Source organism: Candidatus Spongiihabitans sp., assembly GCF_965237845.1.
In the GTDB taxonomy this organism is placed as follows: domain Bacteria; phylum Pseudomonadota; class Gammaproteobacteria; order Arenicellales; family Poriferihabitantaceae; genus Spongiihabitans.
Window position 1 is genome coordinate 1,836,469 of the sequence record NZ_OZ250154.1, and the last position, 25,121, is coordinate 1,861,589.

At 47.0% G+C, this 25,121-nt stretch carries 25 protein-coding genes, 1 tRNA gene and 3 pseudogenes; 19 read left to right on the forward strand and 10 right to left on the reverse strand.

Features of this window, described 5'->3' with window-relative positions; genetic code table 11:
* Positions 1-59: 59 nt before the first annotated feature.
* Positions 60-947 (reverse strand): 4-hydroxy-tetrahydrodipicolinate synthase, encoded by an 888-nt coding sequence (dapA, locus tag ACPXXB_RS08750; RefSeq protein ID WP_423906680.1) that lies wholly within the window; start codon positions 945-947, stop codon positions 60-62.
* A 163-nt stretch (positions 948-1,110) separates the two neighbouring features.
* On the opposite strand from dapA, the gene ACPXXB_RS08755 reads away from it, so the two are divergent.
* Positions 1,111-1,728, forward strand: coding sequence for a transglycosylase SLT domain-containing protein (locus ACPXXB_RS08755; protein WP_423906683.1), 618 nt, complete (start codon positions 1,111-1,113; stop codon positions 1,726-1,728).
* A gap of 13 nt (positions 1,729-1,741) precedes the next feature.
* On the forward strand, positions 1,742-2,560 hold the full coding sequence (locus ACPXXB_RS08760; RefSeq protein ID WP_423906686.1) for a homoserine O-acetyltransferase/O-succinyltransferase family protein: 819 nt from the start codon (positions 1,742-1,744) through the stop codon (positions 2,558-2,560).
* Between the two features lie 161 nt (positions 2,561-2,721).
* Here ACPXXB_RS08760 and ACPXXB_RS08765 read toward each other — a convergent pair.
* Positions 2,722-2,853 (reverse strand): annotated as a pseudogene (locus ACPXXB_RS08765) (transposase); the annotation flags it as partial.
* Between the two features lie 206 nt (positions 2,854-3,059).
* Here ACPXXB_RS08765 and ACPXXB_RS08770 point away from each other — a divergent pair.
* Both ACPXXB_RS08770 and ACPXXB_RS08775 read left to right on the forward strand, forming a co-directional pair.
* Entirely contained in the window at positions 3,060-3,605 is a 546-nt protein-coding gene (locus ACPXXB_RS08770) for a toxin-antitoxin system YwqK family antitoxin (RefSeq protein ID WP_423906689.1), read from the forward strand.
* A gap of 62 nt (positions 3,606-3,667) precedes the next feature.
* The gene (locus ACPXXB_RS08775) at positions 3,668-4,069 is read left to right on the forward strand and encodes a DUF6680 family protein (RefSeq protein ID WP_423906692.1); all 402 of its coding nucleotides are present in this window, start codon (positions 3,668-3,670) and stop codon (positions 4,067-4,069) included.
* Positions 4,070-4,220: 151 nt separating this feature from the next.
* Here the strand turns inward: ACPXXB_RS08775 and ACPXXB_RS08780 are convergent, their stop codons facing one another.
* Genes ACPXXB_RS08780 through ACPXXB_RS08790 form a run of 3 tightly spaced genes read right to left on the reverse strand, consistent with a single transcriptional unit; the run spans position 4,221 to position 5,802 of the window.
* The gene (locus tag ACPXXB_RS08780) at positions 4,221-4,751 is read right to left on the reverse strand and encodes a hypothetical protein (protein WP_423906695.1); all 531 of its coding nucleotides are present in this window, start codon (positions 4,749-4,751) and stop codon (positions 4,221-4,223) included.
* Positions 4,752-4,768: 17 nt separating this feature from the next.
* Positions 4,769-5,371: a hypothetical protein gene (locus tag ACPXXB_RS08785; protein ID WP_423906697.1), complete on the reverse strand. Its 603-nt coding sequence runs from the start codon at positions 5,369-5,371 to the stop codon at positions 4,769-4,771.
* Entirely contained in the window at positions 5,368-5,802 is a 435-nt protein-coding gene (locus ACPXXB_RS08790) for a hypothetical protein (RefSeq protein WP_423906698.1), read from the reverse strand. The genes ACPXXB_RS08785 and ACPXXB_RS08790 overlap by 4 nt, the downstream gene beginning before the upstream one ends.
* A 239-nt stretch (positions 5,803-6,041) precedes the next feature.
* Between ACPXXB_RS08790 and ACPXXB_RS08795 the strand changes: the two are divergent.
* A pseudogene (locus tag ACPXXB_RS08795) lies at positions 6,042-6,191 on the forward strand (IS1595 family transposase); the annotation flags it as partial.
* 105 nt (positions 6,192-6,296) lie between these two features.
* Positions 6,297-7,088, forward strand: coding sequence for a hydroxyacylglutathione hydrolase (locus tag ACPXXB_RS08800; RefSeq protein ID WP_423906700.1), 792 nt, complete (start codon positions 6,297-6,299; stop codon positions 7,086-7,088).
* A gap of 84 nt (positions 7,089-7,172) precedes the next feature.
* On the opposite strand, the gene dut is transcribed toward ACPXXB_RS08800, so the two are convergent.
* Together dut and coaBC are read right to left on the reverse strand one after the other, a co-directional pair.
* Positions 7,173-7,631 carry a dUTP diphosphatase gene (dut, locus tag ACPXXB_RS08805; protein WP_423906702.1) on the reverse strand — a complete coding sequence of 153 codons (459 nt, stop codon included), beginning with the start codon at positions 7,629-7,631 and terminating at the stop codon, positions 7,173-7,175.
* Positions 7,600-8,859, reverse strand: a complete 1,260-nt coding sequence (gene coaBC / locus ACPXXB_RS08810) for a bifunctional phosphopantothenoylcysteine decarboxylase/phosphopantothenate--cysteine ligase CoaBC (RefSeq protein WP_423906705.1) — start codon at positions 8,857-8,859, stop codon at positions 7,600-7,602. Before coaBC ends, dut begins: the two co-directional genes overlap by 32 nt.
* Positions 8,860-8,922: 63 nt before the next feature.
* Here coaBC and radC point away from each other — a divergent pair, with 63 nt between their 5' ends.
* From radC to ACPXXB_RS08860, 10 genes and pseudogenes are all read left to right on the forward strand, one after another.
* Entirely contained in the window at positions 8,923-9,597 is a 675-nt protein-coding gene (gene radC, locus ACPXXB_RS08815; RefSeq protein ID WP_423906708.1) for a RadC family protein, read from the forward strand.
* A gap of 39 nt (positions 9,598-9,636) precedes the next feature.
* Positions 9,637-10,179: pseudogene (gene cobO / locus ACPXXB_RS08820) on the forward strand (cob(I)yrinic acid a,c-diamide adenosyltransferase); the annotation flags it as partial.
* A gap of 69 nt (positions 10,180-10,248) precedes the next feature.
* Complete coding sequence (locus ACPXXB_RS08825; protein ID WP_423906710.1) at positions 10,249-11,079, forward strand: DNA-methyltransferase; 831 nt, start codon at positions 10,249-10,251, stop codon at positions 11,077-11,079.
* On the forward strand, positions 11,069-11,281 hold the full coding sequence (locus ACPXXB_RS08830) for a hypothetical protein (RefSeq protein ID WP_423906713.1): 213 nt from the start codon (positions 11,069-11,071) through the stop codon (positions 11,279-11,281). Before ACPXXB_RS08825 ends, ACPXXB_RS08830 begins: the two co-directional genes overlap by 11 nt.
* Positions 11,265-11,567, forward strand: coding sequence for a hypothetical protein (locus tag ACPXXB_RS08835; RefSeq protein WP_423906715.1), 303 nt, complete (start codon positions 11,265-11,267; stop codon positions 11,565-11,567). Before ACPXXB_RS08830 ends, ACPXXB_RS08835 begins: the two co-directional genes overlap by 17 nt.
* A gap of 16 nt (positions 11,568-11,583) precedes the next feature.
* Complete coding sequence (locus ACPXXB_RS08840; protein WP_423906718.1) at positions 11,584-12,828, forward strand: sarcosine oxidase subunit beta family protein; 1,245 nt, start codon at positions 11,584-11,586, stop codon at positions 12,826-12,828.
* Positions 12,828-13,139 (forward strand): sarcosine oxidase subunit delta, encoded by a 312-nt coding sequence (locus tag ACPXXB_RS08845; protein ID WP_423906719.1) that lies wholly within the window; start codon positions 12,828-12,830, stop codon positions 13,137-13,139. Before ACPXXB_RS08840 ends, ACPXXB_RS08845 begins: the two co-directional genes overlap by 1 nt.
* Entirely contained in the window at positions 13,136-16,159 is a 3,024-nt protein-coding gene (locus tag ACPXXB_RS08850; protein WP_423906722.1) for a sarcosine oxidase subunit alpha family protein, read from the forward strand. Before ACPXXB_RS08845 ends, ACPXXB_RS08850 begins: the two co-directional genes overlap by 4 nt.
* Positions 16,152-16,739: a sarcosine oxidase subunit gamma gene (locus ACPXXB_RS08855; protein ID WP_423906724.1), complete on the forward strand. Its 588-nt coding sequence runs from the start codon at positions 16,152-16,154 to the stop codon at positions 16,737-16,739. Before ACPXXB_RS08850 ends, ACPXXB_RS08855 begins: the two co-directional genes overlap by 8 nt.
* A 152-nt stretch (positions 16,740-16,891) precedes the next feature.
* A tRNA-Met gene (locus ACPXXB_RS08860) sits at positions 16,892-16,968 on the forward strand.
* A 27-nt stretch (positions 16,969-16,995) separates the two neighbouring features.
* On the opposite strand, the gene ACPXXB_RS08865 is transcribed toward ACPXXB_RS08860, so the two are convergent.
* Both ACPXXB_RS08865 and ACPXXB_RS08870 read right to left on the reverse strand, forming a co-directional pair.
* The gene (locus tag ACPXXB_RS08865; protein WP_423906727.1) at positions 16,996-17,844 is read right to left on the reverse strand and encodes a CHAD domain-containing protein; all 849 of its coding nucleotides are present in this window, start codon (positions 17,842-17,844) and stop codon (positions 16,996-16,998) included.
* Positions 17,845-17,866: 22 nt separating this feature from the next.
* Entirely contained in the window at positions 17,867-19,264 is a 1,398-nt protein-coding gene (locus tag ACPXXB_RS08870; protein ID WP_423906729.1) for an aspartate aminotransferase family protein, read from the reverse strand.
* Positions 19,265-19,438: 174 nt separating this feature from the next.
* On the opposite strand from ACPXXB_RS08870, the gene uvrD reads away from it, so the two are divergent.
* Complete coding sequence (gene uvrD / locus ACPXXB_RS08875; RefSeq protein ID WP_423906732.1) at positions 19,439-21,607, forward strand: DNA helicase II; 2,169 nt, start codon at positions 19,439-19,441, stop codon at positions 21,605-21,607.
* On the opposite strand, the gene ACPXXB_RS08880 is transcribed toward uvrD, so the two are convergent.
* Positions 21,583-21,864, reverse strand: coding sequence for a hypothetical protein (locus ACPXXB_RS08880; protein ID WP_423906734.1), 282 nt, complete (start codon positions 21,862-21,864; stop codon positions 21,583-21,585). The two genes, uvrD and ACPXXB_RS08880, sit on opposite strands and share 25 nt — an antisense overlap.
* A gap of 267 nt (positions 21,865-22,131) precedes the next feature.
* Between ACPXXB_RS08880 and ACPXXB_RS08885 the strand changes: the two genes are divergently transcribed.
* Entirely contained in the window at positions 22,132-22,830 is a 699-nt protein-coding gene (locus tag ACPXXB_RS08885; RefSeq protein ID WP_423906736.1) for a response regulator, read from the forward strand.
* Between the two features lie 44 nt (positions 22,831-22,874).
* Positions 22,875-25,061 (forward strand): ATP-binding protein, encoded by a 2,187-nt coding sequence (locus tag ACPXXB_RS08890; RefSeq protein ID WP_423906739.1) that lies wholly within the window; start codon positions 22,875-22,877, stop codon positions 25,059-25,061.
* Positions 25,062-25,121: the final 60 nt, after the last annotated feature.

A 25,121-nucleotide genomic window follows, 5' to 3' on the forward strand; every position in this document is an offset into this window, starting at 1 on the left:
TCTTGTGAAACCCCGCAAAACTGCGGTGATGATATTTTTAATAATCAGTAAATGATCGTTCAAATAATCTGCGCCGAGACATGGGCATGTGCCATCGCAGCGCGCAATTGATCGTGATATTTCCCGGAAAATGCCGTGAGCGGCAAGCGTATGCCTTTTGTAGCGTAGCCCATTTCATATAGCGCCCATTTGGCCGGAATCGGATTGGATTCCAGAAACAACGCGGCATGCAAGGGCGCCAACTGATTATTTAATTCCCTGGCGCGCGCCAGGTCCCCCGCTATCGCAGCGATACACATCTCATGCATTAATTGTGGCGCGACATTTGCCGTTACCGAAATACAGCCATGACCACCTGCGGTGATAAACTCTAAAGTCGTCGCGTCGTCGCCGGAATAAAGTGCGAAATCCGGTCCACAACGGCTGACGAATTCAGCCACCCTGGAAATATCCCCGGTCGCATCCTTGATGCCAACGATATTTGGAATTCTGGATAGATCCGCAACGGTATCATTATTCATATCTAAAGCAGTTCGCCCAGGCACATTGTAAAGAATTTGGGGAATATCGACGGTTTCGGCGATGTATTCAAAATGCTGATACAGCCCATGCTGGGTCGGCTTGTTATAGTAAGGCACCACCAGCAAACAGGCGTGAACCTCCAATTGTGCGGCTCGGCTGGTTAATTCCACCGCCTCTGAGGTGGAATTACCGCCGGTTCCGGCAATGACGGGGATGCGTCCGGCCGCCATCTCGACAGTCTTGCCAATGACTTCGAGTTGCTGATCGATGTCCAGGGTCGCCGATTCACCACTGGTGCCCACAGAAATGATGCCGTCGGTCTGGTTTTCCACATGGAAATCGATCAATTTTTCCAGACCGGAATAGTCGATACTGCCATCCTCTTCCATTGGGGTTATGAGCGCAACTAAACTACCTTTAAGCATTATATTATCCAGTTGGAAATGTTTTTCGGAACCGGTAATGGTACTGTTAGCACAACAATTTCACAAGTTAAAATCAGGCGTTTGGCAAAAGCGCTTGGGAATCAGGTATTGTGTCCGTGGCATTATCTGGCATCATTGGCAATGACTTTTTAAATAACCCTGCATGACCATCAAAAAATCCATTGTATCAATACGTGCACGCCGTCTGCATTGCAGGTTGATGATCGCGGCGGCGCTCGCTGTCACCCTGATCATCGCCGGTTGCGCGTCGCCACCGCCGAGACGCCCCGACAACGCCTGTAAAATTTTCAAGGAAAAGCCCAAGTGGCATAAGCACACGCACCGCGCCGCGAAAAAATGGAAGGCGGATGCGCCAGTGCTGCTCGCCATCATGCGGCAGGAATCAGGGTTTGATGCCAACGCCAAGCCGAGGCGTAAACGTTTCCTCGGCATTCCGTTGAAGCGCCCGTCGTCAGCATTCGGTTATGCACAGGCGTTGGATGGAACCTGGCGCTTGTACAAGAAGAGCGCCGGCAACTTCATGGCGCAGCGCGACCGATTCTCCGATGCCATGGATTTCATCGGCTGGTATGTCGCGCAAACGCGCAAGCAGTTGAACATTCCCGCGCACGACGGTTATCGCAACTACCTAGCGTATCACGAGGGCTGGACCGGATACGCGCAAGGAACCTACAAAAGAAAAAAATGGCTGATATCGACCGCAAAACGAGTGGCGAATCGGGCTGCCCAGTACCGCGCACAACTCAAGCGTTGCGGCTAATCTTGAAAAACCCATGCCGGGCTGGTCTCGCAATTACGCCAATCAGCAAAAAATTTCCGGCCATAATCAGACCTATAATATGAGCATGCCTAACAACAATCGGCTTAACAATCCGCTCAGCGTTGGTCTGCTTTTGTGCGACGATGTTGACCAGTCGGCACAGGCGCAATACGGCAACTATGCTCAGATGTTTCAGAATGGCGTTGACCCATCGAAAAAAAGTATTAGTTTGACGCCTATCCGTTGTTTTGAAGGGGAAGCTTTGCCGCAACCAACAGAATATGACGGCTATATCATCACCGGTTCGCGTTGTGGCGCCTACGAAGATCTGCCTTGGATTGGCGTGCTTCAGGCATTTATTCAAGAATCTTGGGAGCAGAAAACAAAAGTGGTGGGTATTTGTTTTGGACACCAGCTTATTGCCCATTCCCTAGGCGGAAAAACCGAGAAAGCGGCAGCCGGCTGGGGCTTTGGAATCCACAGCGCTAAAATTATAGACAGGAAACCGTGGATGACGGATACAGATAATCTAAATCGCGATCGCTACAATCTTATTGTTATTCACCAGGATCAGGTGGTCAATGTGCCACCGCAATTCAAGACCATCGCCGAAAACGATTTCTGCCCAAACAGCATGATAGTGGCAGACAACAAAATGCTCGGCATCCAAGGACACCCTGAATTCAACAAAGCTTTTTGCCGAGAAAGAGCCGAATTTCGCAAAGAACTTCTTGGTCCGGAAGTTTATCAAGCAACCCTAAATTCGCTAGCAAAAAACGAAACCCATTCAAAAACTGTGTTCAACTGGGTTAATAATTTCTTACATCTGTAACAATAGCAAACCAACCGCCGCCTCGATACCCGGCACCCCTCTAACGCAGTAAATCGAATCAAACAGGGTGGCTTTTTGTGAGAATTGGGTACTTTATCGGAAATTGCACTTATTATCCGAATCCGCATCCCGTTAAACTTGCGCAATTGCCGCTTTGCCTAGTTCCAAAAATTCTCAATACCATTGATGTGATTTTGCTCGTCGGCAAACATTTTACTATGGTTAATACGCAGATGCTTAAACTCAGAGACATCCAGCGCATTATAACTGCAAAGTGAATCCGAATAAACCACGTGTCCTGCTACCCCACACTGAATTGACATTTGAGTGTGTTTATCCGGAAGACGCCAGAGATCACATTCAGCCAGATTTCAAAATTCAGTCAGAGGAAATTCCTTAACCAATAGGTTTCCATCGGCAAGTCATGCTCAAGTCCCCGCCTTCGGGCGAGGCTTTTGTGTGTAATGCCGATTCCATTTTTAATCCAAGTGAGATTGTTATGAAAAAGTTATTGATTGTGTTGCCACTTTTGGTGACTCTTATGTCGGTTAATGCAACAGCGGTCACCAGCACGGGCGATGATAATGTGCAGGAACGCGTTGCTTTATGGCACCAATATCCAATCATGGAAAGTTCCCAAACCGATGCTTTGACGCCCAAATGCAGAAAGCCAACGAGGGCAGGCGACCCTGATTGCTGGTTGGAACTCGATAACCAACCGAACTGTTTCGTCTGGTCACTCGGCATATTGAACAAGCATGAAAGGGATTGGTATGGTGAATGCCGTAATGGCGTAGCAGAAGGCAGAGGAGTTTTATTGACAAAGTGGCGGGAATCGAGAGTAGTCATATCTGTCGTTGGCGAAGGAAAATTCCGCAGTGGCAAGGCACATGAGAAATGGACGGGTCGCTTTCATGGCGGAACTCTCGATGGGATTGCAATGGAAGGCTCGTTTTCGAATGGCGAGGTTCATGGAAAATGGACGACTCGCTACCCCGATGGCGAGGTGGAAACCGAAAACTATGTCAATGGCGTGCAACAGTAACCGAAACCATGCCCCCGCTTCGGTGGGCGCTTAATCAAATCTAATCAAGCAGAGTGAATTCAATGTATTCGATCATTAATTTTGTAAGTGACATCTCTGGGGCTAGTCTTATAGGTGGCATCATTGGATCTGTAATGACTTTGGTTTTCTACTACTGGTTCAGCAATCGGGAAAGGAAAATTGACACATTACGCCGATTTATGGGGCATAAATCGAATTGTGATAGGACACAATTCAACGTCGCCTTAAACGAGATTCCAGTTACTTTCGCCAACGCCTCGAAAGTTTTGGACGCATTCAAGAAGGTGCTTGTTCAGTCCCAACAGAATACGATTCGTGACGAAGATTTAATTGAATTAATTGAATCAATGGCGAAGAATATCCACATTAATATGGGAATTTCCAAAAATCAACTTCTGAGATTTGTGACATTGCCCGACAGAAAACCCAACCCGCCAATGTAATAATGCCCGCCTCAAAAATTCAAATTAAGGGGACAGAACACTTAATTTATACGATAAACTTGGTTATCTAGGACAGCCCCTAATATATTGTTGGCGTTGGCTATCTCGGACAGCCCCTAATTTAATTTCTCTTATATTGTTGTCGATACGATTAAGGGGCATTGCACCATGCAAATGCTTCGCTAAAACCCTCTAATGAAAACTCTTCAATAACTACGCCTCCTGGAACAATACGAGCTTGGACAAGAATTTTCTGACCTTGATTAGCCAATCGAATGATTTTTTTAGTATCTTTTTCCCAAAGAAGAACTTTTGTCTTTGAAAAAAGGTTGTCCTCAGTAACTATAGTTTCACCACCATCAACCTTCATCTTTACTTTGTCAGTAACAAATATTCCACCAAATTGTGGGTTAATATTCACTACAAGTTGATAAATTTTCCCTGAAAAATCGCCTGCAACACAATCCAAAGATAAAAAGAATTTTTGATGGGTGCCGGCCCAAATATTTTTTGTTTTTGCGTATATAGCCATCCCAAACTCGTTACTTTTGCTCTCGCCCTTGTCCAAGACACCCCAATCACCAAATCTCGCCCCCAATACCGCCTGCATTGATAACGCCAACAGCAAGGCTATTAAGCATTGTGATTTCTTATAACGTTTTATTTTCAGAGTGTTTTTCATGGTTGTTATTGATACGATTAAAAAGCATTACACCATGTTAATGCTTCGCTAAAACCATTTAATGAAAACTTTTCGATATTCAGACCATCCAGGGGGACATTATTTACACCGGCGATGCTGTTAAAATCGTCGTCGAGATCAATATTGGCTTCGATAAAAACATTCCGACCTTTTTCAGCCAGCAGAATGATTTTTTTAGATTTGTCTTCGGAAATAACAATAAAACGATTATCTTGAAAGACCTCATTTTGCTCAAAAACCATAACTTCACCGTCATCAATCTTAACCCTTATTTTGCCAGTTCGAAATCGGACTAACCGGTTGTTAGTGCCGACAATAAAAAAAACATAATCAAACACACATTTCAAGTTAAAAGAGAAATTCTTACCATCCTTAAATCCAATCTGTGAAGTGTTGATAATTACTCTTTCAGCCGTTCCATCCATTTTGTCTATCGATTCAACTCCGTACCAATTACCAAATTGCTCCCCATGTGGGATTTCAATTTGGGTTTTAATTCCGTAATCACTACCAAATCTCTCTCCTAATGAACATGTTGTTTGCATCAACAAACTCATTAACAAGATTACTAGCGTTGCGATTTTCTTAAAATGTTTCATATATTAATAATTTCAGCGGAAAACAAAAAAGGAGAGATTTTGATCGTTCTGGCTACTTTATAGTTAAGGATACTCTGATTAACAACTCTTGCATCCCTCCCGCGAACAGCCTGCCCCCGGCTTGAACGGGGGCGGGAGTCCAGTGTTTCCAACGATTTCTGGATTCCCGCTTTCGTGTTGTGTCCCGCCTGATTCTTATGGGTTCTTATGGGTTCTTCCAAGACTTCCAGCGGTGCTTTATAGCCTAAACACTTCAGGCGGGTTTTGTTGTAATTAGAAATCGATCGTTTGCGGACACCATAAATATTCGCTGCTTGGAAAAAAATAAGAGTATATGTTTCCAGATGAATGCTTATAAATCCCTGTATATCCGCCTTCGCCATAGTCTGAACTGTATGTATAACTGCAACTCTGAAGATATGCTTGGCCATAGGCAAATACACCGGTTGATACCGCAAATAAAACTATTGTGATAACTAACTTTTTCATGTTGATATACCTCAACGAACTCAACCCAACAGTGCAACATTTGGGTTTAAAAATAGTCTTTGCTAGTCATACCAGCAAAAACCTCAAGAGGGTTTTTGTACCCAAACACTCTCTAGGTTGATTATTCATTAAATTGGTTACTTTAACAACCTCATTTTCACTCATAAGGTTTGCCGAGTAACGAAATCATATCAATGGTATTGAGAGTTTTTGGAACCCGGCAAAGCATCATTTAAGCACGTTTAACGGTGTTCCGAGGGGTCATTTTCCGCTGTTTTTGAAAGAGTGTGAGTGGCGTTTTAACAACTTAGTGACCAAAAGTCTAAATTAAATCAATTGGTTAGTTATCTATGACAGTCCCTTAATTTTTTCTTGTTGCCCGCCTTAATCTTGTACAATTACAATACTGCTATCGAATCAGAATCGGGGGACGACTATGATTGTTAAACAAATTTGGACCGGTAACGCTTATCGCAATTTCAACTATTTAATTGCCTGTCCTGAAACCGGCGAAGCCCTGGCGATTGATCCACTGGATCATAAAAAGTGTTTGGATTATGCAAACACAAAAGGCTGGAACATTACCCAGATCGTAAACACCCACGAACACGGCGACCATACCGGCGGCAACCAAAAAGTCGTTGCTGCCACCGGCGCCAAAGTCCTGGCGCATCACGGCGCCGGTTCGTCGATACCCGAAATGACTGACGGTCTAAGCGCAGGCGATGTTGTCAAGGTTGGAAATACCGTAGAACTCGAAGCCCTTGACACCCCCGGGCACACCATGAGCCACGTTTGTTTGCTATCGAGAACCGACCACCCCGCGTTATTTTGTGGAGACACATTGTTTAATGCGGGTGCGGGCAATTGCCACAATGGCGGCCACCCGAAAGAGTTGTACCAAACCTTTGTCAATCAGTTAATGCAATTGACCGAGAATACGTTGATTTATCCGGGGCATGATTATCTACACAATAATCTCGAATTTACCCTGGACAGAGAACCTGGAAACACGGCGGCCAAGGCATTACTTGAACAATCAATGAATCAGGACCCGGCCAATGCCCTGGTCACAACAATGGCTCAGGAAAAAGAGTTCAACACCTTTTTTCGACTGCAAAACCCTGAGGTTATTGAACAACTTCGATTGAAATTTCCAGACATCAGCGAGAATCCCGACCCGCAAACTGTTTTTGTGAAGCTAAGAGAATTGAGAAATAGCTGGTAGCCAAAAAGAAACCATCGATATTCATGGGGAATCATGGGGCGTGATGCTTTGCGCACCCGCAATGTTTCGAGATAATTCGGCTGGTTAATTCTCGCCAGTAGAGCCAAATCCACCAGCGGCGCGATCGGACTGTTCGAACGTTTCCACAACGTTAAACTCCGCCTGCACTATCGGCACCAGTACCATCTGAGCAATTCGATCACCCGGATTGATAGTGAACCAGGAACGACTTCGATTCCAGCAAGACACAAATAATTGCCCTTGATAGTCGGAATCAATCAAGCCAGTAAGATTTCCCAATACGATGCCATACTTATGCCCCATGCCTGAGCGAGGAATTAATACCGCCGCCAGTCCAGGATCAGCAATATGGATCGCGATTCCAGTGGGGACTAATTCTGTTTGTCCCGGCTGTAGTTGCAAAGGTTGCGCTACACACGCGCACAAATCCAGCCCCGCAGAACCGGGAGTGGCGTATTGCGGAAGTCCAAATTCACCCGCTATGCGCGAATCAAGGATTTTTACATCGATTTTTGATTTCATTTTGCTTTTTTAAGTATTGCTTACAAATATGTTCAATAATCTGGATTGCCAATCTATATTTGTCGGTGCGTTCAAGGATGACTTCACCCTGTTTATGAATGATGTTCACCGCATTGCTATCATTTCCAAACGCACTCTGTTGCCCCGACACATCGTTAGCGACAATCATGTCGACGTTTTTCGCTTTAAGTTTTTTCTGTGAATTTTCGATCAGATTCTCGGTTTCTGCAGCAAAACCAACCGTGAACGGTTTAGGCTTGCTCCTGGCCACCGCAGATAAAATATCCGGGGTTTTTACCAGCGTAATGACCATTTCGTCATTATCCTTTTTTATCTTTTGAGCCGCCACTTCAACTGGCCGATAATCGGCTACTGCCGCGACACCAATAAAAATATCGCAACTGCCAATTTGACTCATAACCGCATCCTGCATTTGCTGCGCTGATTGCACATCAATTTTTTCAATTCCAACTGGCGCACAAATGCTCACCGGGCCGCAAACAACCGTCACCGTTGCGCCAAAATCTTTAGCGGCATCGGCAACCGCAAACCCCATCTTTCCAGAGCTGCGGTTGGTGATTCCCCGCACCGGGTCGATGGCTTCCCAGGTTGGTCCGGCCGTGACCAGCACTGCTTTGCCCGCAAGCAGTTGTGGAATGCCATCGCCTAAAAGCTGTTGAGCGATATCCTCGGGCTCGATCATTCTGCCCGGGCCGGTTTCTCCACAGGCTTGATCTCCTTCCCCGGGGCCAATAATCGTTACCCCACGACCCTGCAAAACCTCAATATTTTCCCGGGTTGCTTGGTTCTGCCACATCTGTTGATTCATCGCCGGTGCAATGACCAAATCCGCCTCGCTGGCTAACACCAAAGTGGACAATAAATCATCCGCTTCGCCGTGGGCCACTTTCGCCATGAAATTCGCCGTAGCCGGCGCCACAACGATCAATTCCGCCCAGCGCGCCAATTCGATATGACCCATCCCTGATTCAGCTTCGGCATCGGGTACATGTTCGAAAACAGAATGTTGGAAAACAGGATGGCCGCTTACCGCTTGCAGCGTTAATGGCGCGATAAATTTTATGGCTGCATCTGTCATTACTACTCGGACCTCGGCGCCGCGCTCGATTAATCGGCGTACCAAGTCTGGCGATTTATAGGCCGCGATTCCGCCAGTTATACCCACCAAAATTCGCTTGTGTTTATGGATTGTCTTACAGTCGATCATGGTGTAGAGTTTAACCCAATTAATGGAGATCGAGTAATCGAGATGCGGTAATGGAGATATGACATGGCAATAACGGAATGGCCAATGGCAGAACGACCAAGAGAAAAACTGCTGCAACAGGGCGCGCAATCACTATCCGACGCTGAACTGCTGGCAATATTTATTCGAACCGGTGTGCGCGGAAAAACTGCGGTTGATGTTGGCCGTGATTTAATCAATGAATTTGGCGGCCTGCGGAAAATTCTGACTGCTGATAAAAAAAGCATTTGCAGCGCATCTGGCTTTGGTCCCGCGAAATATGCATTGCTCCAGGCTGCCCTGGAGCTTGGCAGACGATTCTTGGATGAAAAGCTCAAACGCGGAGGCGCACTAACCAATCCCAAACAGGTATCGGAATATCTTGTTCATCGGTTACGCGATCAGCATCGGGAGGTGTTCGCAATAATTTATCTCGACAATCGCCACCAGGTAATCGAATATGAAGAATTGTTTTATGGCACTCTTAACGGCGCTACGGTGCATCCCCGTGAAGTGGTAAAAAGCGTCCTGTTGCATAACGCTGCCGCAGTCATCATCGCCCATAATCACCCTTCCGGAATCGCCGAACCCAGCCAAAGCGATACCGCAATAACCCTAAAGCTGCAAGAAGCTTTACAATTGATTGATGTCAAATTGCTGGATCATTTAGTCATCGGCGACGGCGAATTTGTGTCGCTTAGTGACCGCGGTTTAATATAACGAGACCATTGATTAACGCACCAATTAGAAAATGAACACAAGGCAATGAAAACAAGAGAACGCAGACAAGGCGTCACCCTGGTTCACACCGGCACTGGAAAAGGAAAATCTTCCAGCGCATTTGGCGTGGTATTTCGCGCCGCCGGATGGGGATTAAACATTTGTGTCATTCAGTTTATCAAGGGCAAATGGAAAACCGGGGAGCAAATCTCCGCCGAAAAATTCGACAACATTGAATGGCATACCATGGGCGACGGCTTTACCTGGGATACCAAAAACCCGGCGCAGGACATTAAAACCAGCCAGCAAATCTGGGATTTCAGCCGGCAAAAAATTCTATCGGAAAAATTCGATTTGGTGCTGCTGGATGAAATTAATTATTGCAGTAGTTACGGCTGGATTAGCGGGGAAGAAATAGCCGAATTCATTAAAACTCAAAAACCAAAGTGGCTGCATCTGCTGTTAACCGGCAGAGACGCCCCCCAGGCAGTCATCGATGCCGCCAATACGGTGACAGAGATGACCAAGATTAAACATGCCTTTGATGAAGGCATGTTGGCATCCCAGGGGGTTGAATTTTAGGTTGACTTCCAAGCGGCCGCCCCCGTACTGCTTAATTGACCGGACTATCCTTAGCGAATATACTAATAGTTGCTCGAAAATACGGAAAATATTGTGTTGAAAAGAAACCAAATATACTGTGGAAATACTTTTGATTTTATAGGAAAAATTCAAGACGAGTCCGTGGATCTCATTATATGCGATGGACCATATGGAGTAACCCAAAATAATTGGGATCGAATTCCATCCATTCAGGAATTTAATCTTGATTTAATAAAAAAATTTTCCTTCAAACTAAAGAACGGGGGCGCCCTGTACCTTTTTGGCAAACCCAATTGTATCGACTTCATTGATTACCGGCCATACCTGAATTTGAAATCTAAAATTGTTTGGTATCAACCAAGCAGGCTGGCTCAGGGGCGCCTCAATTATACAAATAATTATGACATTATTGCTTACTTCATCAAGGGAAAAAACCCACAATGTTATAATCTTGATGCTATCAGGGTTTCACAATTGGTTGAACTGGAACACAGGTTGCGTTGTGAAAAAGTCCCTTCTGTTGCCAATGGGCAATACGGAAAGACAAAATTCAATCACCAAGGAAAAAATCCAGGGGATGTTTGGGGCGATATTAAGCAACTCACCTACAAATCGAAAGAATTGGCGTCAAGGGAAGCTTTAAACACAATTCAGAAACCTGAAAAATTAATTGAGAGGCTCGTTTTAGCCAGTTCATCAGAGGGGGATTTGGTGCTTGACCCATTCGCCGGTGTTGGCACATGTCCAGTTGTGTGCAAAAGAACCGGGCGAGATTTTTTGGCGTTTGAGTTACAACCAGAGTTTGTTGAAATCGCGCAACGGCGGTTGGATGAGATTGATAGAAGTCAGCAAATTCTGGAGTTTTCTTATGGCTCGTGAGGTTTATCGCAAAATTATTACTCTGGTCCTAAGGGCGGCAGAGTTGGCGCGAACAGTTGGCATCCACAATTTATTGCAGCCTGGTTTAGTCAAGGAAATGATTATCGCTGACATTCTAGGACATGAGTTAATCACCACCACAAGAAACGCTGACGCTTGCAACCCAAACGATCCTTCCGAAGTCTATGAATATCTTTCTTGAGTATGAAACACTGCGGAAAATTGTCGGTTATCGCTTTGTTTTAACAAGGCATACAACTGATGAAGCAGAAGCACAGTTCTTTCTCAATGAAGTTGCCGTTCTTTTTCACGATAGCCCGGCGGTTATTACGGCAATTCGAGACCGCCATAGCAAGTTGGAAGTGCCCGATAGGCAGAACGATAATCTGGTAACTCTATTCAAAGAAATGTGCAAAGTGCTAAAAATCAAAAATGATGGGTTAAATGATGAGTTCCTTTTAAGGCCGTTTTCTCGAAGAACCCCGTAATAAACCAGCAATCCCCATGAATCACTATTCCATTTTCAGTTTGCTCCGCAATGCGGTGAACTATCATCAGGATTGGCAGCGGGCGTGGCGCAGTCCTGATCCGAAAAAAGAGTACGACGTTGTTATTGTCGGCGGTGGCGGGCACGGTCTCGCCACGGCTTACTATCTCGCCAAAGAGTGCGGCGTGTCCAATGTCGCCGTGATCGAAAAAGGCTGGATTGGCGGTGGTAATACCGGACGCAACACTACCATCGTCCGCTCCAATTACCTTTGGGATGAATCTGCCGGGATTTACGAACATGCCATGAAACTTTGGGAAGGCATCAGCCAAGCGCTCAACTACAACGTGATGTTCTCTCAACGCGGCTTGCTGCACCTCGCGCACAGCGTCCATGACATGCAGGAAATCAGCCGCCGCGGCAACGCCATCCACTTAAACGGCATCGATTCGGAATTTTTAACCCCCGGGCAAATTAAGGAAATGGTGCCCTTTATTAACCTGCAATGTCGCTATCCGGTGTTGGGCGCGCTGCTGCAAAAACGCGGCGGTACCGCTCGACACGATGCGGTGGCATGGGGCTATGCCCGGGCTGCGGATGCAATGGGCGTGGATATAATTCAGAACTGCGAAGTGACCGGTTTCAAAATTGAAAACAATGCGGTCAAAGGCGTGATAACCAGTCACGGATTGATCGGCGCCAAAAAAGTGGGCTGCGTGGTGGCCGGGCATTGCAGCGTGCTGGCGGAAATGGCGGGGTTTCGATTGCCGGTTGAATCTTTTCCATTGCAGGCGCTGGTTTCGGAGCCGATTAAGCCTGTTCTGGATTGCGTGGTCATGTCCGGCAGCATTCATGCGTACATCAGCCAGTCGGACAAGGGCGAGTTGGTTATCGGCGCCGGCTCGGACGCTTACAACTCCTACTCCCAGCGCGGCGGATTTAATATCATCGAGGAAACCGTCGGCCCGATAATCGAACTTTATCCGATATTCTCGCGCCTGAAAATGTTGCGTCAATGGGGCGGAATCGTTGATGTCACGGTGGATCGCTCACCGCTGATCTCGAAAACACCGGTGGACAATCTATTCTTTAATTGCGGCTGGGGAACTGGTGGGTTTAAGGCGACGCCTGGGTCTGGAAATGTTTTTGCTCATTCCATCGCCCGCGGCGAAATGCATCCCATTGCTGAGCCCTTTTCAATTGATCGATTCAACACTGGCGCTTTGATTGACGAAGGCGCGGCCGCGGCGGTGGCACACTGATGTTTTTAATTACTTGCCCATGGTGTGGAGAGCGTGATCAAACAGAATTCAGTTGTCACGGTGAAGCCCATATCGCTCGTCCCCAACATCCCCAACAATTATCCGATGAGCAATGGGGCGATTACGTATTTTTTCGCAGCAATACCAAGGGCGTCCATTACGAAAGGTGGGTGCATACCCACGGTTGTCGACGTTGGTTTAATGCGGCCCGAAATACGGTTACCGATCACATCCATGGCACTTATAAACCCGGCGATCCCGCACCCGAAATTTATCCTGATACTACAATAAATTCAGGGAATACAAAATGACCGAGCAAGTTAATCGTCTGGAAAAAGGCGGCCAACTCAATCGCACCAAGAGCATTCGGTTTTGGTACGACGACAAAGCCTACGAAGGTTATCCTGGGGATACTTTGGCATCGGCATTGCTCGCCAATGGCGTTTATCTGGTTGGGCGCAGCTTTAAATACCATCGACCGCGCGGAATTTATTCAGCGGGCTCAGAAGAGCCCAATGCGCTGGTGCAACTTGAAACCGGCGCCCACACCGAACCTAACCGGCGCGCCACCGAAATCGAATTGTACGAAGGTTTGTGCGCCAGCTCCCAGAACTGCTGGCCCTCGGTCAACTTTGACCTCGGCGCGATAAACTCCAGGCTATCCAGAATTTTACCCGCTGGCTTTTACTATAAAACATTCATGTGGCCCGGGTCTTTGTGGATGACTTATGAAAAATTAATTCGAAAATCAGCCGGTCTTGGCAAATCGCCAAAAGAAATTGACCCGGCCAATTACGATAAAACCTTTGCTCATTGCGATGTATTAGTGGTCGGCGGCGGCCCTGCAGGCATCCAGGCGGCTTATGCGGCAGGCAGTGCCGGAGCGAAGGTCATGTTGCTGGATGAGAAAAATGAATTTGGCGGCTCATTATTGAGCGATACCGTATCCGTCAATGACCGTTTATCTGAAGCCTGGGTCGCTCAACGTGTTTCAGAATTGAAGAAAATGGAACAGGTGACGCTATTGCGAAACACCACAGTTAGCGGATACTTTGACTATAATTTCCTGGTTGCCAACCAGCGCGTTAATGAGCATCTGGGGCCAAACAATCCGGGCATGGCGCCCAAAGAACGACTTTGGAAAATTCGCGCCAGGCAAGTTGTTCTTGCAACTGGCGCGATCGAGCGACCATTGGTTTTCGCGGACAGTGATCGTCCGGGGGTCATGCTGGCTGGCGCTATTCGCACCTATATCAATCGGTTTGGGGTATTGCCCGGGAAAAACATTGTTATTCTGACCAACAATGACAGCGCGTATTTAACCGCCATAGATGCGAAAAATGTCGGCGCACACGTACAAGTGGTTGACGTTCGACAGAAACCCGCTAGTGAATTAGTCAACCAGGCAAAAGCCCTTGGAATCGACATTATCGAAAATTCTGCAATTACCGGGGTTGATTATGGAAAAGGAAAAATTCGAAAAGTTGAGATAATGTCGCTTAACAACGATGGCAGTGATGTCGTTGGGTTGCCCGCGTCGCTGGTTTGCAATGTAGTGGGGGTTGCCGGTGGTTGGAACCCCACGGTGCATTTGTTTAGTCAGGCTAAAGGTAAGCTGAAATTCCTCGATGACCAACACTGCTTTGTGCCCGAACAAATTTCTATCAATAATTCGGCTATCGTTGCGGGCGCATGCCGAGCTTCTTATACCCTTAACGATTGTTTAACTGAAGGCTTCGAAGCAGGTTGTGCGGCGGCCAAAGCTGCGGGATTTAACACTGACAATCTCAACTCGGACGCCAGTGCCAATGAACTGCAAACCGGGCCATTGCGGCCACTGTGGATTCTTCCCTGCGACCATCCCATTGGCAGAGGAAAGAAAAAGCACTTTCATGAATTGCACAATGATTCTACCGTTGCTGATATCGAATTAGCCGCCCGGGAAGGTTTTGAATCGGTGGAACATCTGAAACGATACACCACCACCGGGATGGGCACCGATCAGGGCAAAACTTCAAATCTGAATGCAATGACGGTAATGGCAAACTTACGAAATGTGACCGTTCCTGAAGTCGGAACCACAACTTTTCGGCCTCCATTCACGCCGCTCACCTTCGGTTCAATCGTCGGGCATGACCGACGCGAGTTATTCCTGCAAAAACGTAAAACCGCCATACATCCGTGGCATGACAAAAATGGCGCGGTGTATGAGGACGTGGGCGATTGGAAGCGCCCGTATTATTTTCCAAAAGTGGGCGAAAGCATGCATGACGCGGTGCAACGAGAATGCCTTGCCGCTCGAAATTCCTGCGCGCTGCTTGATGCCTCTACGCTGGGGAAAATCGATCTTCAGGGCAAGGACACCATCAAACTTCTAAATATGCTGTACACCAATGCCTGGAACCAACTCGCGCCCGGGCGAAGTCGGTACGGGTTAATGCTAAATGAACATGGCATGGTGTTTGACGATGGGGTGACCACTTGCCTGGCGGAAAATCACTATCACATGACCACGACTTCCGGCGGCGCGGCGCGGGTGATGAACTGGATTGAAGAATGGCTGCAAACCGAATGGCCTGAAATGAAGGTGTATGCAACCAGCGTGACCGAGCAATGGGCAGTGGCATCACTGAATGGTCCAAATTCTCGGAAGTTGCTGGGAGAACTGACCGAACTGTCACTGGATAGCGAATCATTTCCGTTCATGTCCATGAAGGAGGCCAAGGTGGCCGACATCCCGGCCAGGATTTATCGAATAAGTTTTACCGGCGAATTAGCTTTTGAGATCAATGTGCCGGCCAGATATGGCCTGGCGCTCTGGGAAGCATTGATGGAAACAGGCAAAAAGTATGACATCTGTCCATATGGTACGGAAGCGATGCATGTGCTTCGCGCTGAAAAAGGCTTCATCATCGTCGGTCAGGATACGGATGGCACAACGACGCCAATGGACCTGGGTATGGACTGGATAGTGTCAAACAAAAAACAAGACTTTTTAGGCAAGCGATCCTTCGCTCGCACAGATACGGCAAGGCCAGACAGAAAACAATTGGTTGGGCTGCTTACCGAAGACCCAAAATTTGTATTGCCCGAAGGCGTCCACGTGGTGGAAGCCCTCAAATCAAAACCGCCAATGGATATGCTCGGCCACGTCAGCTCAAGTTACCTAAGCCCGAACGTGGGGCGGTCTATCGCCTTGGCTTTAATTAAAGAAGGCTTCAATCGCAAAGGACAAACTCTGGACGTTGCGCTAATGGATGGCGCCAGTCACAGAGTCAGGGTAACCGATCCGGTATTTTTCGACAAACAGAGCGCGCGTTCACATGACTGATCTCAAAACAAACTCTCCCGCTTATAACCGCACACGGATTGATGGCGATACCAGCCTGATTGAGTTGCCGTGGTGTGGAAAAATTAATTTGCGGGGAGATTCGAATAACAATCAATTTGTTAAGAAGGTCGAATCCGAAATTGAATTGGCGCTACCTATTGAAGCAAATACCTGCACTAAAAATGACGCATCCACACTGTATTGGCTTGGTCCAAATGAGTGGTTAATGCATTGTCAGATAGCCGACACTGAAAACAAAATAGCCAGCCTTAAAGCGGTTTTGTCTGGCCTTCATAGTGTAGTTGTAGAGGTTACTGACTATTACACTGTACTCAGGCTTGACGGCCCCGATTCACCCGCCTTGCTCGCCAAGGCATGTCCTTTGGATTTGCACCCGGATAGGTTTGCCAACGGCGCATGCGCCCAAACCCGATTCGGCCAAGCCAGTATTTTGCTGCATAAAATCAGTCATAATATCAACCATAATATAAGTGCGGCCCCGGCTTACGATATCCAGGTTCGATGGAGTTTTACCGAATATGTCTGGGATTATTTAGCAAGCGGGATGAATGCTTTGTAATTTTGGATTGATTGCCGCGCATCAATTCCGACGATCTCTGGAAAACCAGTAAAACATAGACCAGAATCGGGTATACAATATCGGCTGTTGTACGAAAATATGGATTGAGGTACCCTCGCAACCCCCGCGGCATATGATGAAAACGCATAAATGGCTACGTAGCTCAGCTGGTTAGAGCACATCACTCATAATGATGGGGTCCCCTGTTCAAGTCAGGGCGTAGCCACCATTAAATCAATAAAGCCGCCTTCATGCCCTATGTCTCCTTATTCAAGCGGAGGTCTCTCAAGTAAATTTTCGCTGCCCCTAACAGCAACCTGTGTTGTTTTTTCATTATCGCAATAGTCGGCCCGGTTTGTGCTTCAAGTCCCTGAAAGGATTGCAAAAGCTGTATGGTGACGACTCGGTCGTGCCAATCACCCAGCAACTGCTCCAGTATTTTTATTTGTTTTAGTTCGTCTTCATCCGATTTATGGCGCGGACAGAACCGAAAAGCATCCAGTGTGTGATGATATCTTTTAAGCAGTATTCGCTTCTTATGCCACTTATTCATGTTCATCTCAGTGTTCATCGGTCCCTCGGTACGGAGAATTTGAACCAAAAGATCATCCAGCACAATCCGTTTGTATCGAAGGATGGCTCTTTCGGAAATACCTGCGGACCTGACTGTAGGCATCCTGATTGATACCCGAGCATTCGATTGAACATATTTTTGGAATAACCGATAGTCTTTTCTTATCCTCACTCTGATCGCTCTAACCAGAATTTTCGACTCCTCTAAATTGACTTCAGCTAAATTGACATCGGCTAAATTTTGCACTAAATGCACGGCAATATGCCCATCGCGGATACTACCAATGAATTTAAACAGCGAACGGTAGGGTTTGAGTATCTTCTTTGCTTTTAGAGCGTCGTTAATCTCGTTAAGAAAGCAGTACAGTGCCGTGAGCCTTTTCACCCCTATTCTGAAATTATGCACAGTGTCTTGTTCAGGCCCTTGTTCAAGCCATTGTGCAGGACCTTGTTCAGATTTGGCCAGAATTACCCGCAGGTCGTTGTTTATTTCCCTTATCAGTTTACTGCGATATTTCTCCAGGCAATTCATCTACATCAAAACTGGGTCCGGTTCAGATAGCTGCCTTTGCCAAAGCATTATCAATTGCACCAACAATCTCATCCAAATCGCCTTTGGTACAAACCAACGCCGGGCTTAAGCACAGCGTATTGTTATGCTCTGCAAAGCTGCGGTTAGTTCGACCGATCATGACCCCTTGTTGCAAGCAATCCGCAACGATTCCAGCGGCTACAGACTCGTCCACTGGTTGTTTGGATTTACGATCTTTTACCATTTCCACGCCGACAAATAGTCCTTTGCCGCGAACATCTCCAATTACCGGATATTTTTCTTGCAGTTCATGCAATCTGTCTAAAAGGTAGCCGCCCATTTTATTGGCATTGTCGAGAAGATTTTCCCGCTCAATAATCCGCATATTTTCCAACGCCGCTGCCGGACCGCTCGCGCATCCGCCAAATGTGCTGATGTCGCGGAAGTACTGCAATTTTTCGCTCGGCTCTGCCAGAAACTCATTAAACAACTTGTCGGTGGTAACCGTCGTGGAAATAGCCGCATAACCACTGGCAACCCCTTTTGCCATGGTAACAATATCGGGTTTAACGCCATAGTGTTGATAGCCAAACCATTTTCCGGTTCGCCCCATGCCGCAAACCACTTCATCAATATGGATGAGCACGCCGTACTTCGCGCATATTTCCTGGATGGTTTCAAAATACCCGTCAGGCGGGGTGATAACGCCGCCGCCAGCCGTAATCGGCTCAAGAATGACGGCGCCTACGGTATCCGGGCCTTGCTCCAAAATCACTCGCTCCAATTCCCTGGCAGCTTGAACACCATAATCCGGGTGGTCGCCATTGGCTGCCCGATACGCCATGCAATGCGGCATTTCAACGAATCCCGGCGTAAATGGACCGTATTGGTCCTTGCGTTGAATCTGGCCGGTGGCACTGAGTGCTGTGATGGTCGTGCCGTGGTAATCGCGATCGCGATAAATAATTTTGTGCTTCTTGCCGTTATTTTTCAGTGCGGCAAGCTGTCTGACTAATTTAAAGCCTTTCTCATTGGCTTCGGAGCCTGAGTTAGAATAATAAACCCGACTCATGCCGGGCATTTTGTCGATCAGTTTTTCGGCAAACTGCGCGCCGGGAATATTCCCCGCCGAATTTACGAAGTAGCACATTTTGAGCAATTGGTCGTGAACCGCTTTGGCTATGGATTCTCGGCCATAACCGACGTTAACGGTCCAAACGCCACCAGACACCGCATCCAGATATTCCTTGCCGTTGATGTCGGTTACTCGCAGACCCTTGCCTTCAACAATAACCATGGGGTCAATAACCGTGGAGTCGGTTGTTTGCATCGGCTTGTGTTGGGCTAGGTGGTGCCAGACATAGGATTTATCGCTACTGACAACTTCCGAACTTTTAATATCACTGAGTGCGCTATTCATTATTCTGTTACCGGGCTAATAAGCGGTGAAATTAATTTAACATATTTAACCATACACTTCACATTTGATTGTGCAATAGAACCAGTTTAGTATAATCAACCAGACCACTTGCCAGGCCTCTACGAAAATAAGATAAATCTTTGTACCGATAGCGTTCCAGAGTACAATTCGCGCATGGATGTTTCTCATATTTTCGACCCGCTAAACGATGCCCAAAGGGAAGCGGTAGCTGCACCTCCAGGCCCATTATTAGTCCTCGCCGGCGCGGGCAGCGGTAAAACCCGAGTGCTTACCCACCGCATTGCCTGGTTAATCCAGGCGCACCACATTTCCCCGCTTTCGATACTTGCAGTAACCTTTACCAATAAGGCCTCCCGGGAAATGCGCGGGCGCATCGAAGAACTATTGCAAATGCGATTTGGCGGCTTATGGATGGGTACATTTCACGGCCTTTGCCATCGCTTGCTGCGCATGCACTTTGACGAAGCAGGTTTGCCGCAAAGCTTCGAAATAATCGACAGCGGTGATCAGTATCGGTTAATTCGTCGGGTATTGCGCGAGCTTGATCTGGATGAAGCTTATTGGCCGCCTCGACAAATGCAATGGATGATCAACAGCCATAAAGAAGAGGCGCGCCGCCCGCAGCATCTACCGGCCGGTAACGACAGCCAGCAGCAAACGCTTCATCGGATTTATGTAACCTATGAAGAATTTTGTGGTCGATTCGGCTTGGTGGACTTTGCCGAAATTTTACTGCGCACGCTGGAGATGTTTCGCAACAATCAAACTGTTCGTGAAACTTATCAGCAGCGCTTCAAGCATGTATTAGTTGACGAATTTCAGGACACCAACTCGATCCAGTATCAATGGGTAAAAATACTTTCTGGTCAACATAAAAATCTTTTTGCCGTGGGCGACGACGACCAATCGATTTATGGCTGGCGCGGAGCCCGGGTTGAAAACGTATTGAGTTTCGAGAAGGATTTCGATAACGCAACGATTTTTCGTTTGGAGCAAAACTATCGATCCACCGGAAATATCCTTAATGCCGCCAATGCCGTTATCGCTAATAACGCCGGACGCTTAGGGAAAGAGCTGTGGACTAATGAGGCTGAAGGATGCCCGATTCGACTATATGCGGCTAACAACGAAATAGATGAAGCCCGGTTTGTTGTCGACCAAATCCAAAACTGGGTGAGCCAGGGCAACCGACGAGATCAATCTGCGATTTTATATCGCTCCAATGCCCAATCGCGGGTTTTTGAAGAACAACTGCTTTCTACGGGTATGCCCTATCGGGTATATGGCGGATTAAGATTTTTCGAACGTGCGGAAATAAAAGATGCTCTGGCCTATTTAAGATTGATTTCAAATCGCCATTCCGACCCGGCATATGAGCGCATCGTAAATCTACCGACGCGGGGCATTGGCAACAAAACCCTGGAACTTATTCGCGAGCGGGCGCGCTTGAAACAAATTTCCATGTGGCAGGCGACCACTGAAATAATCAGCGAACAAGAACTGCCGCCAAGAGCCTTGTCCGCGGTAAGCCTGTTCCAGGACCTGATTAATCAATTAGCCGAAACCACTGGAGAACTTGATCTGACCGACACCACAGATCATGTCTTGAAGCAAAGCGGATTGTTAGATCATTACAAAAAGGAGCGCGGCGAAAAAGCCCAAGGTCGAGTTGAAAACCTGGAAGAACTGATCAATGCCGCCCGTAACTTCGATCCGGATAACGCAGCAGAAGAGATGGATGAACTATCGCTGTTTCTTGCCCATGCCGCGCTTGAAGCCGGTGAAGACCAAGCGGAAGAGTGGGAAGATTGCGTGCAACTTATGAGTTTGCATTCAGCAAAAGGGCTTGAGTTTCCATTGGTGTTTTTATGCGGAATGGAAGAAGGGCTATTTCCACACCAACGTTCCATCGAAGAAGACGGCCGACTCGAAGAAGAAAGGCGGCTATGTTATGTGGGCATGACCAGAGCGATGCAACAGCTGTTTTTATGTTACGCCGAGATTCGGCGTCTTTATGGCCGAGAAAACTATACCCAGGCTTCTCGATTTTTAGCGGAAATTCCAGAACAGTTGGTCGAAGAAATTCGCTCAGCCAGTTTCAGCAGGCCACTTCACAGAAGCGCTGTTACCACGAACTCAAATGCTGCAGCAGAGGCGTTTAACGGACTCAAACCGGGGCGACAGGTGCGCCACAAAAAATTTGGTGAAGGAATGGTCATCACTCTTGAGGGCCAGGGCGCACACGCCAGAGTGCAAGTTAATTTTGCAGATACCGGCCCTAAATGGTTAATCTGCGCTTACGCCAATCTTGAATCCATTTGAAGTGTCTCGTCGGCCATAGCCTGTTGCCGGGCTTCCACGACCATTCGATGATCAAAGCGCCTGACCGATTTAATTTGATCTTGTGCATCTGGATTTTGCGCCCGCGGATGTTGTCCATTTTGTTCAGATGACTCAATCGTTGCCATCCAGTGATAACAGGGGTTGCCGATTTGATAAGGTCGTAACGGCGTTGTGATCAGATCCGGATAGTCATACAGTATTTCATCGGTGATCGGAATAAAAACTTTGTGACTCACGTCGTAGGTCCTCTTATTGGCCGCTAGTGGATTGATCTCTCTAGCGGCCAGTCTGGTTTCACCCAAGCAAACAATCGAATAAACGGTATGCTCTAATCAATAATTCGATGGTTCTCAACAGCGTTTGATTACACCCTTTCGGGATGGTATTCGTTGGGGAAACCAGTGGTAATTTTATGGTGGTTATCAGTTCATAATCAAAGATATTCATTGCGCATTTCAATCCGTTATACTGTTCACTTTAAAAACTCGTTTAGGGAGCTATCCATGCCCAGAAGTATTGCCATTGTCGAAGACGATGCTGACCAGCGTGAAAACTATTCCGATGCGCTGAGTGGTCAGGGTTATATTGTTCAAACCTACGCCAACAAGAATGAAGCACTGAGTGGATTCAACAAATCCCTGCCTGATCTTGCGATCCTGGATATCATGCTGGAAGATGAAATTGACGGCGGATTCGACATTTGTCGAGAACTACGTCATAAGAGTCCGAAGATGCCCATTATTTTTCTTACCGCCAGAGATAGTGATATCGATCGAGTTTCCGGACTTCGGCTCGATGCTTGGGACTACATCACTAAACCCGTCAATTTACAATTTCTCTCGGTACGAGTTTCTTCTTTGTTTCGTATTGCCTCTTCGGTACAAAGTGATTTAGATCAACCCTCGGCACTGGTTTTAGGCGATCTTGAAATTGACCAAAACAGTATGGCGATTAGCTGGAAAAGTCATCAATTGAGCTTAACCCTCACTGAATTTTGGCTTATCGAAGCATTGGCGCGGAATCCGGGGCATGTAAAAACCTACGCGGCGTTGATGCAAACTACCCGACAAAGTTACGTGGAAAAAAATACTATCAACGGCTATGTCCGCCGTATTCGCAAGAAATTCAAAGAGGTTGACGAATCATTTTCAATGATTCAAACAGTGTTTGGTGTGGGGTATCGATGGCAGCCTGAACACTAATTTCAATTCCAGGGCATCCCTGATTCATTCCCAATATTATGTCGATGGCACTTCGTACGATCAGTATTCGCGCCAAACTGCTGTGGATTGTTCCGGTGCTATTAATTATCCCCTGGATGGGGTACTACTACGTTCTGGAGATGAAGCAATTCCTGGTCCAGGGGCAAAAAAACGCATTGCTGTTAACCGCTAATGGCGTTGCCACAGTACTCAATGATCGTGCGGAATTATTTAACCCTGAAACGGGTGTTCCCGAGGTGCTGGGGAACGAAAACGATTTGTACGCTCATGAGCTGGATAATCTGATCCAGTTAGATGGAAAACTGGGTGACTGGGAGTCGATTCAACGATTCGCTAATTTTTATACCGGTGACGAATTGTTAATTTGTAGCAGCGACTACGACCCGGACTCGTTTTCCCTTAAAAACATCATTGGGCATTACCAACAATACTTGTATGCGTTGTTTGAAATTAATGACGATAAATTAGTTTACAGAGATTTGGAAAAGCGTTCCCTGGATGCCAGCGATCAAATCAGAATGTTGGTCCAACTTCCCAACGAAACATTGGAACATTATCTGCTGGTTGCCAGCGAGCCAGGGCGAATGAGCATATTCCTGGTTGACGAACAATGGAAACTACCTTTGGAAGGCGATGATGTCACAGCGTTTACCGCGGAGTTAGCGGAAACCGAATGGGGTTATCAAATCGAATTACGCATTCCGCGTGATGTCATTGGTTACCGATCTCGAGTCGGGTTTTTTGCAGTGGATGTGGACAGCGAAGAAAACCGTGAAATTAGTGCCGTATTATCCACTTCGCCACAGATATCTGGCGCCGAGCCCGCGCAAATATTACTCACTTCTCCTGAATTGACTAAAATTCTTAAAGGTCTGGATCAGCCTCAGTCAAGAATATGGATTCTCGATAATTTGCAGCGGGTTCGTGCTGTAGTGGGTGGACTATCTCCGGCACCTCCTCCCGGATCGACTGCGGAAGAGGAAAATAATTGGGCAATCCGTTTTATTCAAAATATCCAGGACCACATTGACGCATTATTAAAGCGCCCCCCGGTTCAGTTTACCGACATTTCAACGGAGGTAAGCCACCGCCCGGATAAAATTTTTACGACAATACTAAAAGGCGTTCCCAAGGTAGAACAACGTCTTTCGATGGACCAAAAGGCACAAATCATTGTTGCCGGATATCCCATTAAGTCCAGACAAGAGATTCTTGGCGCAGTAATAGTGGAACAAAGCAATCATGCCATATTGGGGCTGCAATATCAGTTGCTCAGGAGTTTGACTCTGGTGACTATATTGGTTTTCTTTTTCATACTTTTAACATTATTTATTTTTGCCTGGCGACTCACGCTGCGAATCCGTCGTTTACACAACACAACGGAAAAAGCGATTACCCCCGAAGGTCGTGTTATTGAAGACCGCATCCCGAGTCGGATTTATCCTGCGGACGAACTTGGCGATCTCGGTCGCAGCATTACCAGTATGTTAAAACGGCTGTCCGGCTATACCCGATATCTTGAAGGAATGCCAGATACTCTTGCACACGAATTGAACAATCCGCTGAATGTAGTTAGCTCGTCTCTTGAAATTCTGGAAACGGATGTTCCAAACATCGACCAGAACAAGCATATGCAACGCGCACGAAATGGCGTAAATCGACTACGCATTATTTTGACTAACCTCACGGAAGCCGCAAACCTCGAAGAAGCGATGCGCACTGAAATAAAGAAACCTGTAGATTTGCCTGGGTTGATTTCAGAATTTATGGACGGCTACCGTAGCAGTTATCCCGAACATAAATTTTTATTGCAAATTGGAGCATCACCTCTGGTAGTGGACTGTAGCCCTGACCACTTGGCACAAATGCTGGATAAACTTATCGACAATGCCATGCAATTTAGCAAGCCCGGCACACCGATAATCGTCAGCACCAACGGCAATAAAGATCATGCGGAAATCACAGTCCTTAATGAGGGGCCGAAACTGCCGGAAAAAATCAACGATCGACTGTTCGACCCGATGGTTTCTTACGGAAAGACTAACGCCAAGCATTCCCATCTGGGCTTGGGTCTTTTTGTCGTCAGGCTAATCGCAGAGTACCATCAGGGAACCTCATGGGCAGAAAATCGGCCTGATAATCAAGGCGTTGCGGTAACAGTTTCTATTCCTGTCACCCATTCGAATCCTTTCACGGTCGTCCGCAAGTAGCGATTCTGAATTTCCGGGCTTCCTGAATAAGCAATTCCAAGACCATTCGAAACGATGTCG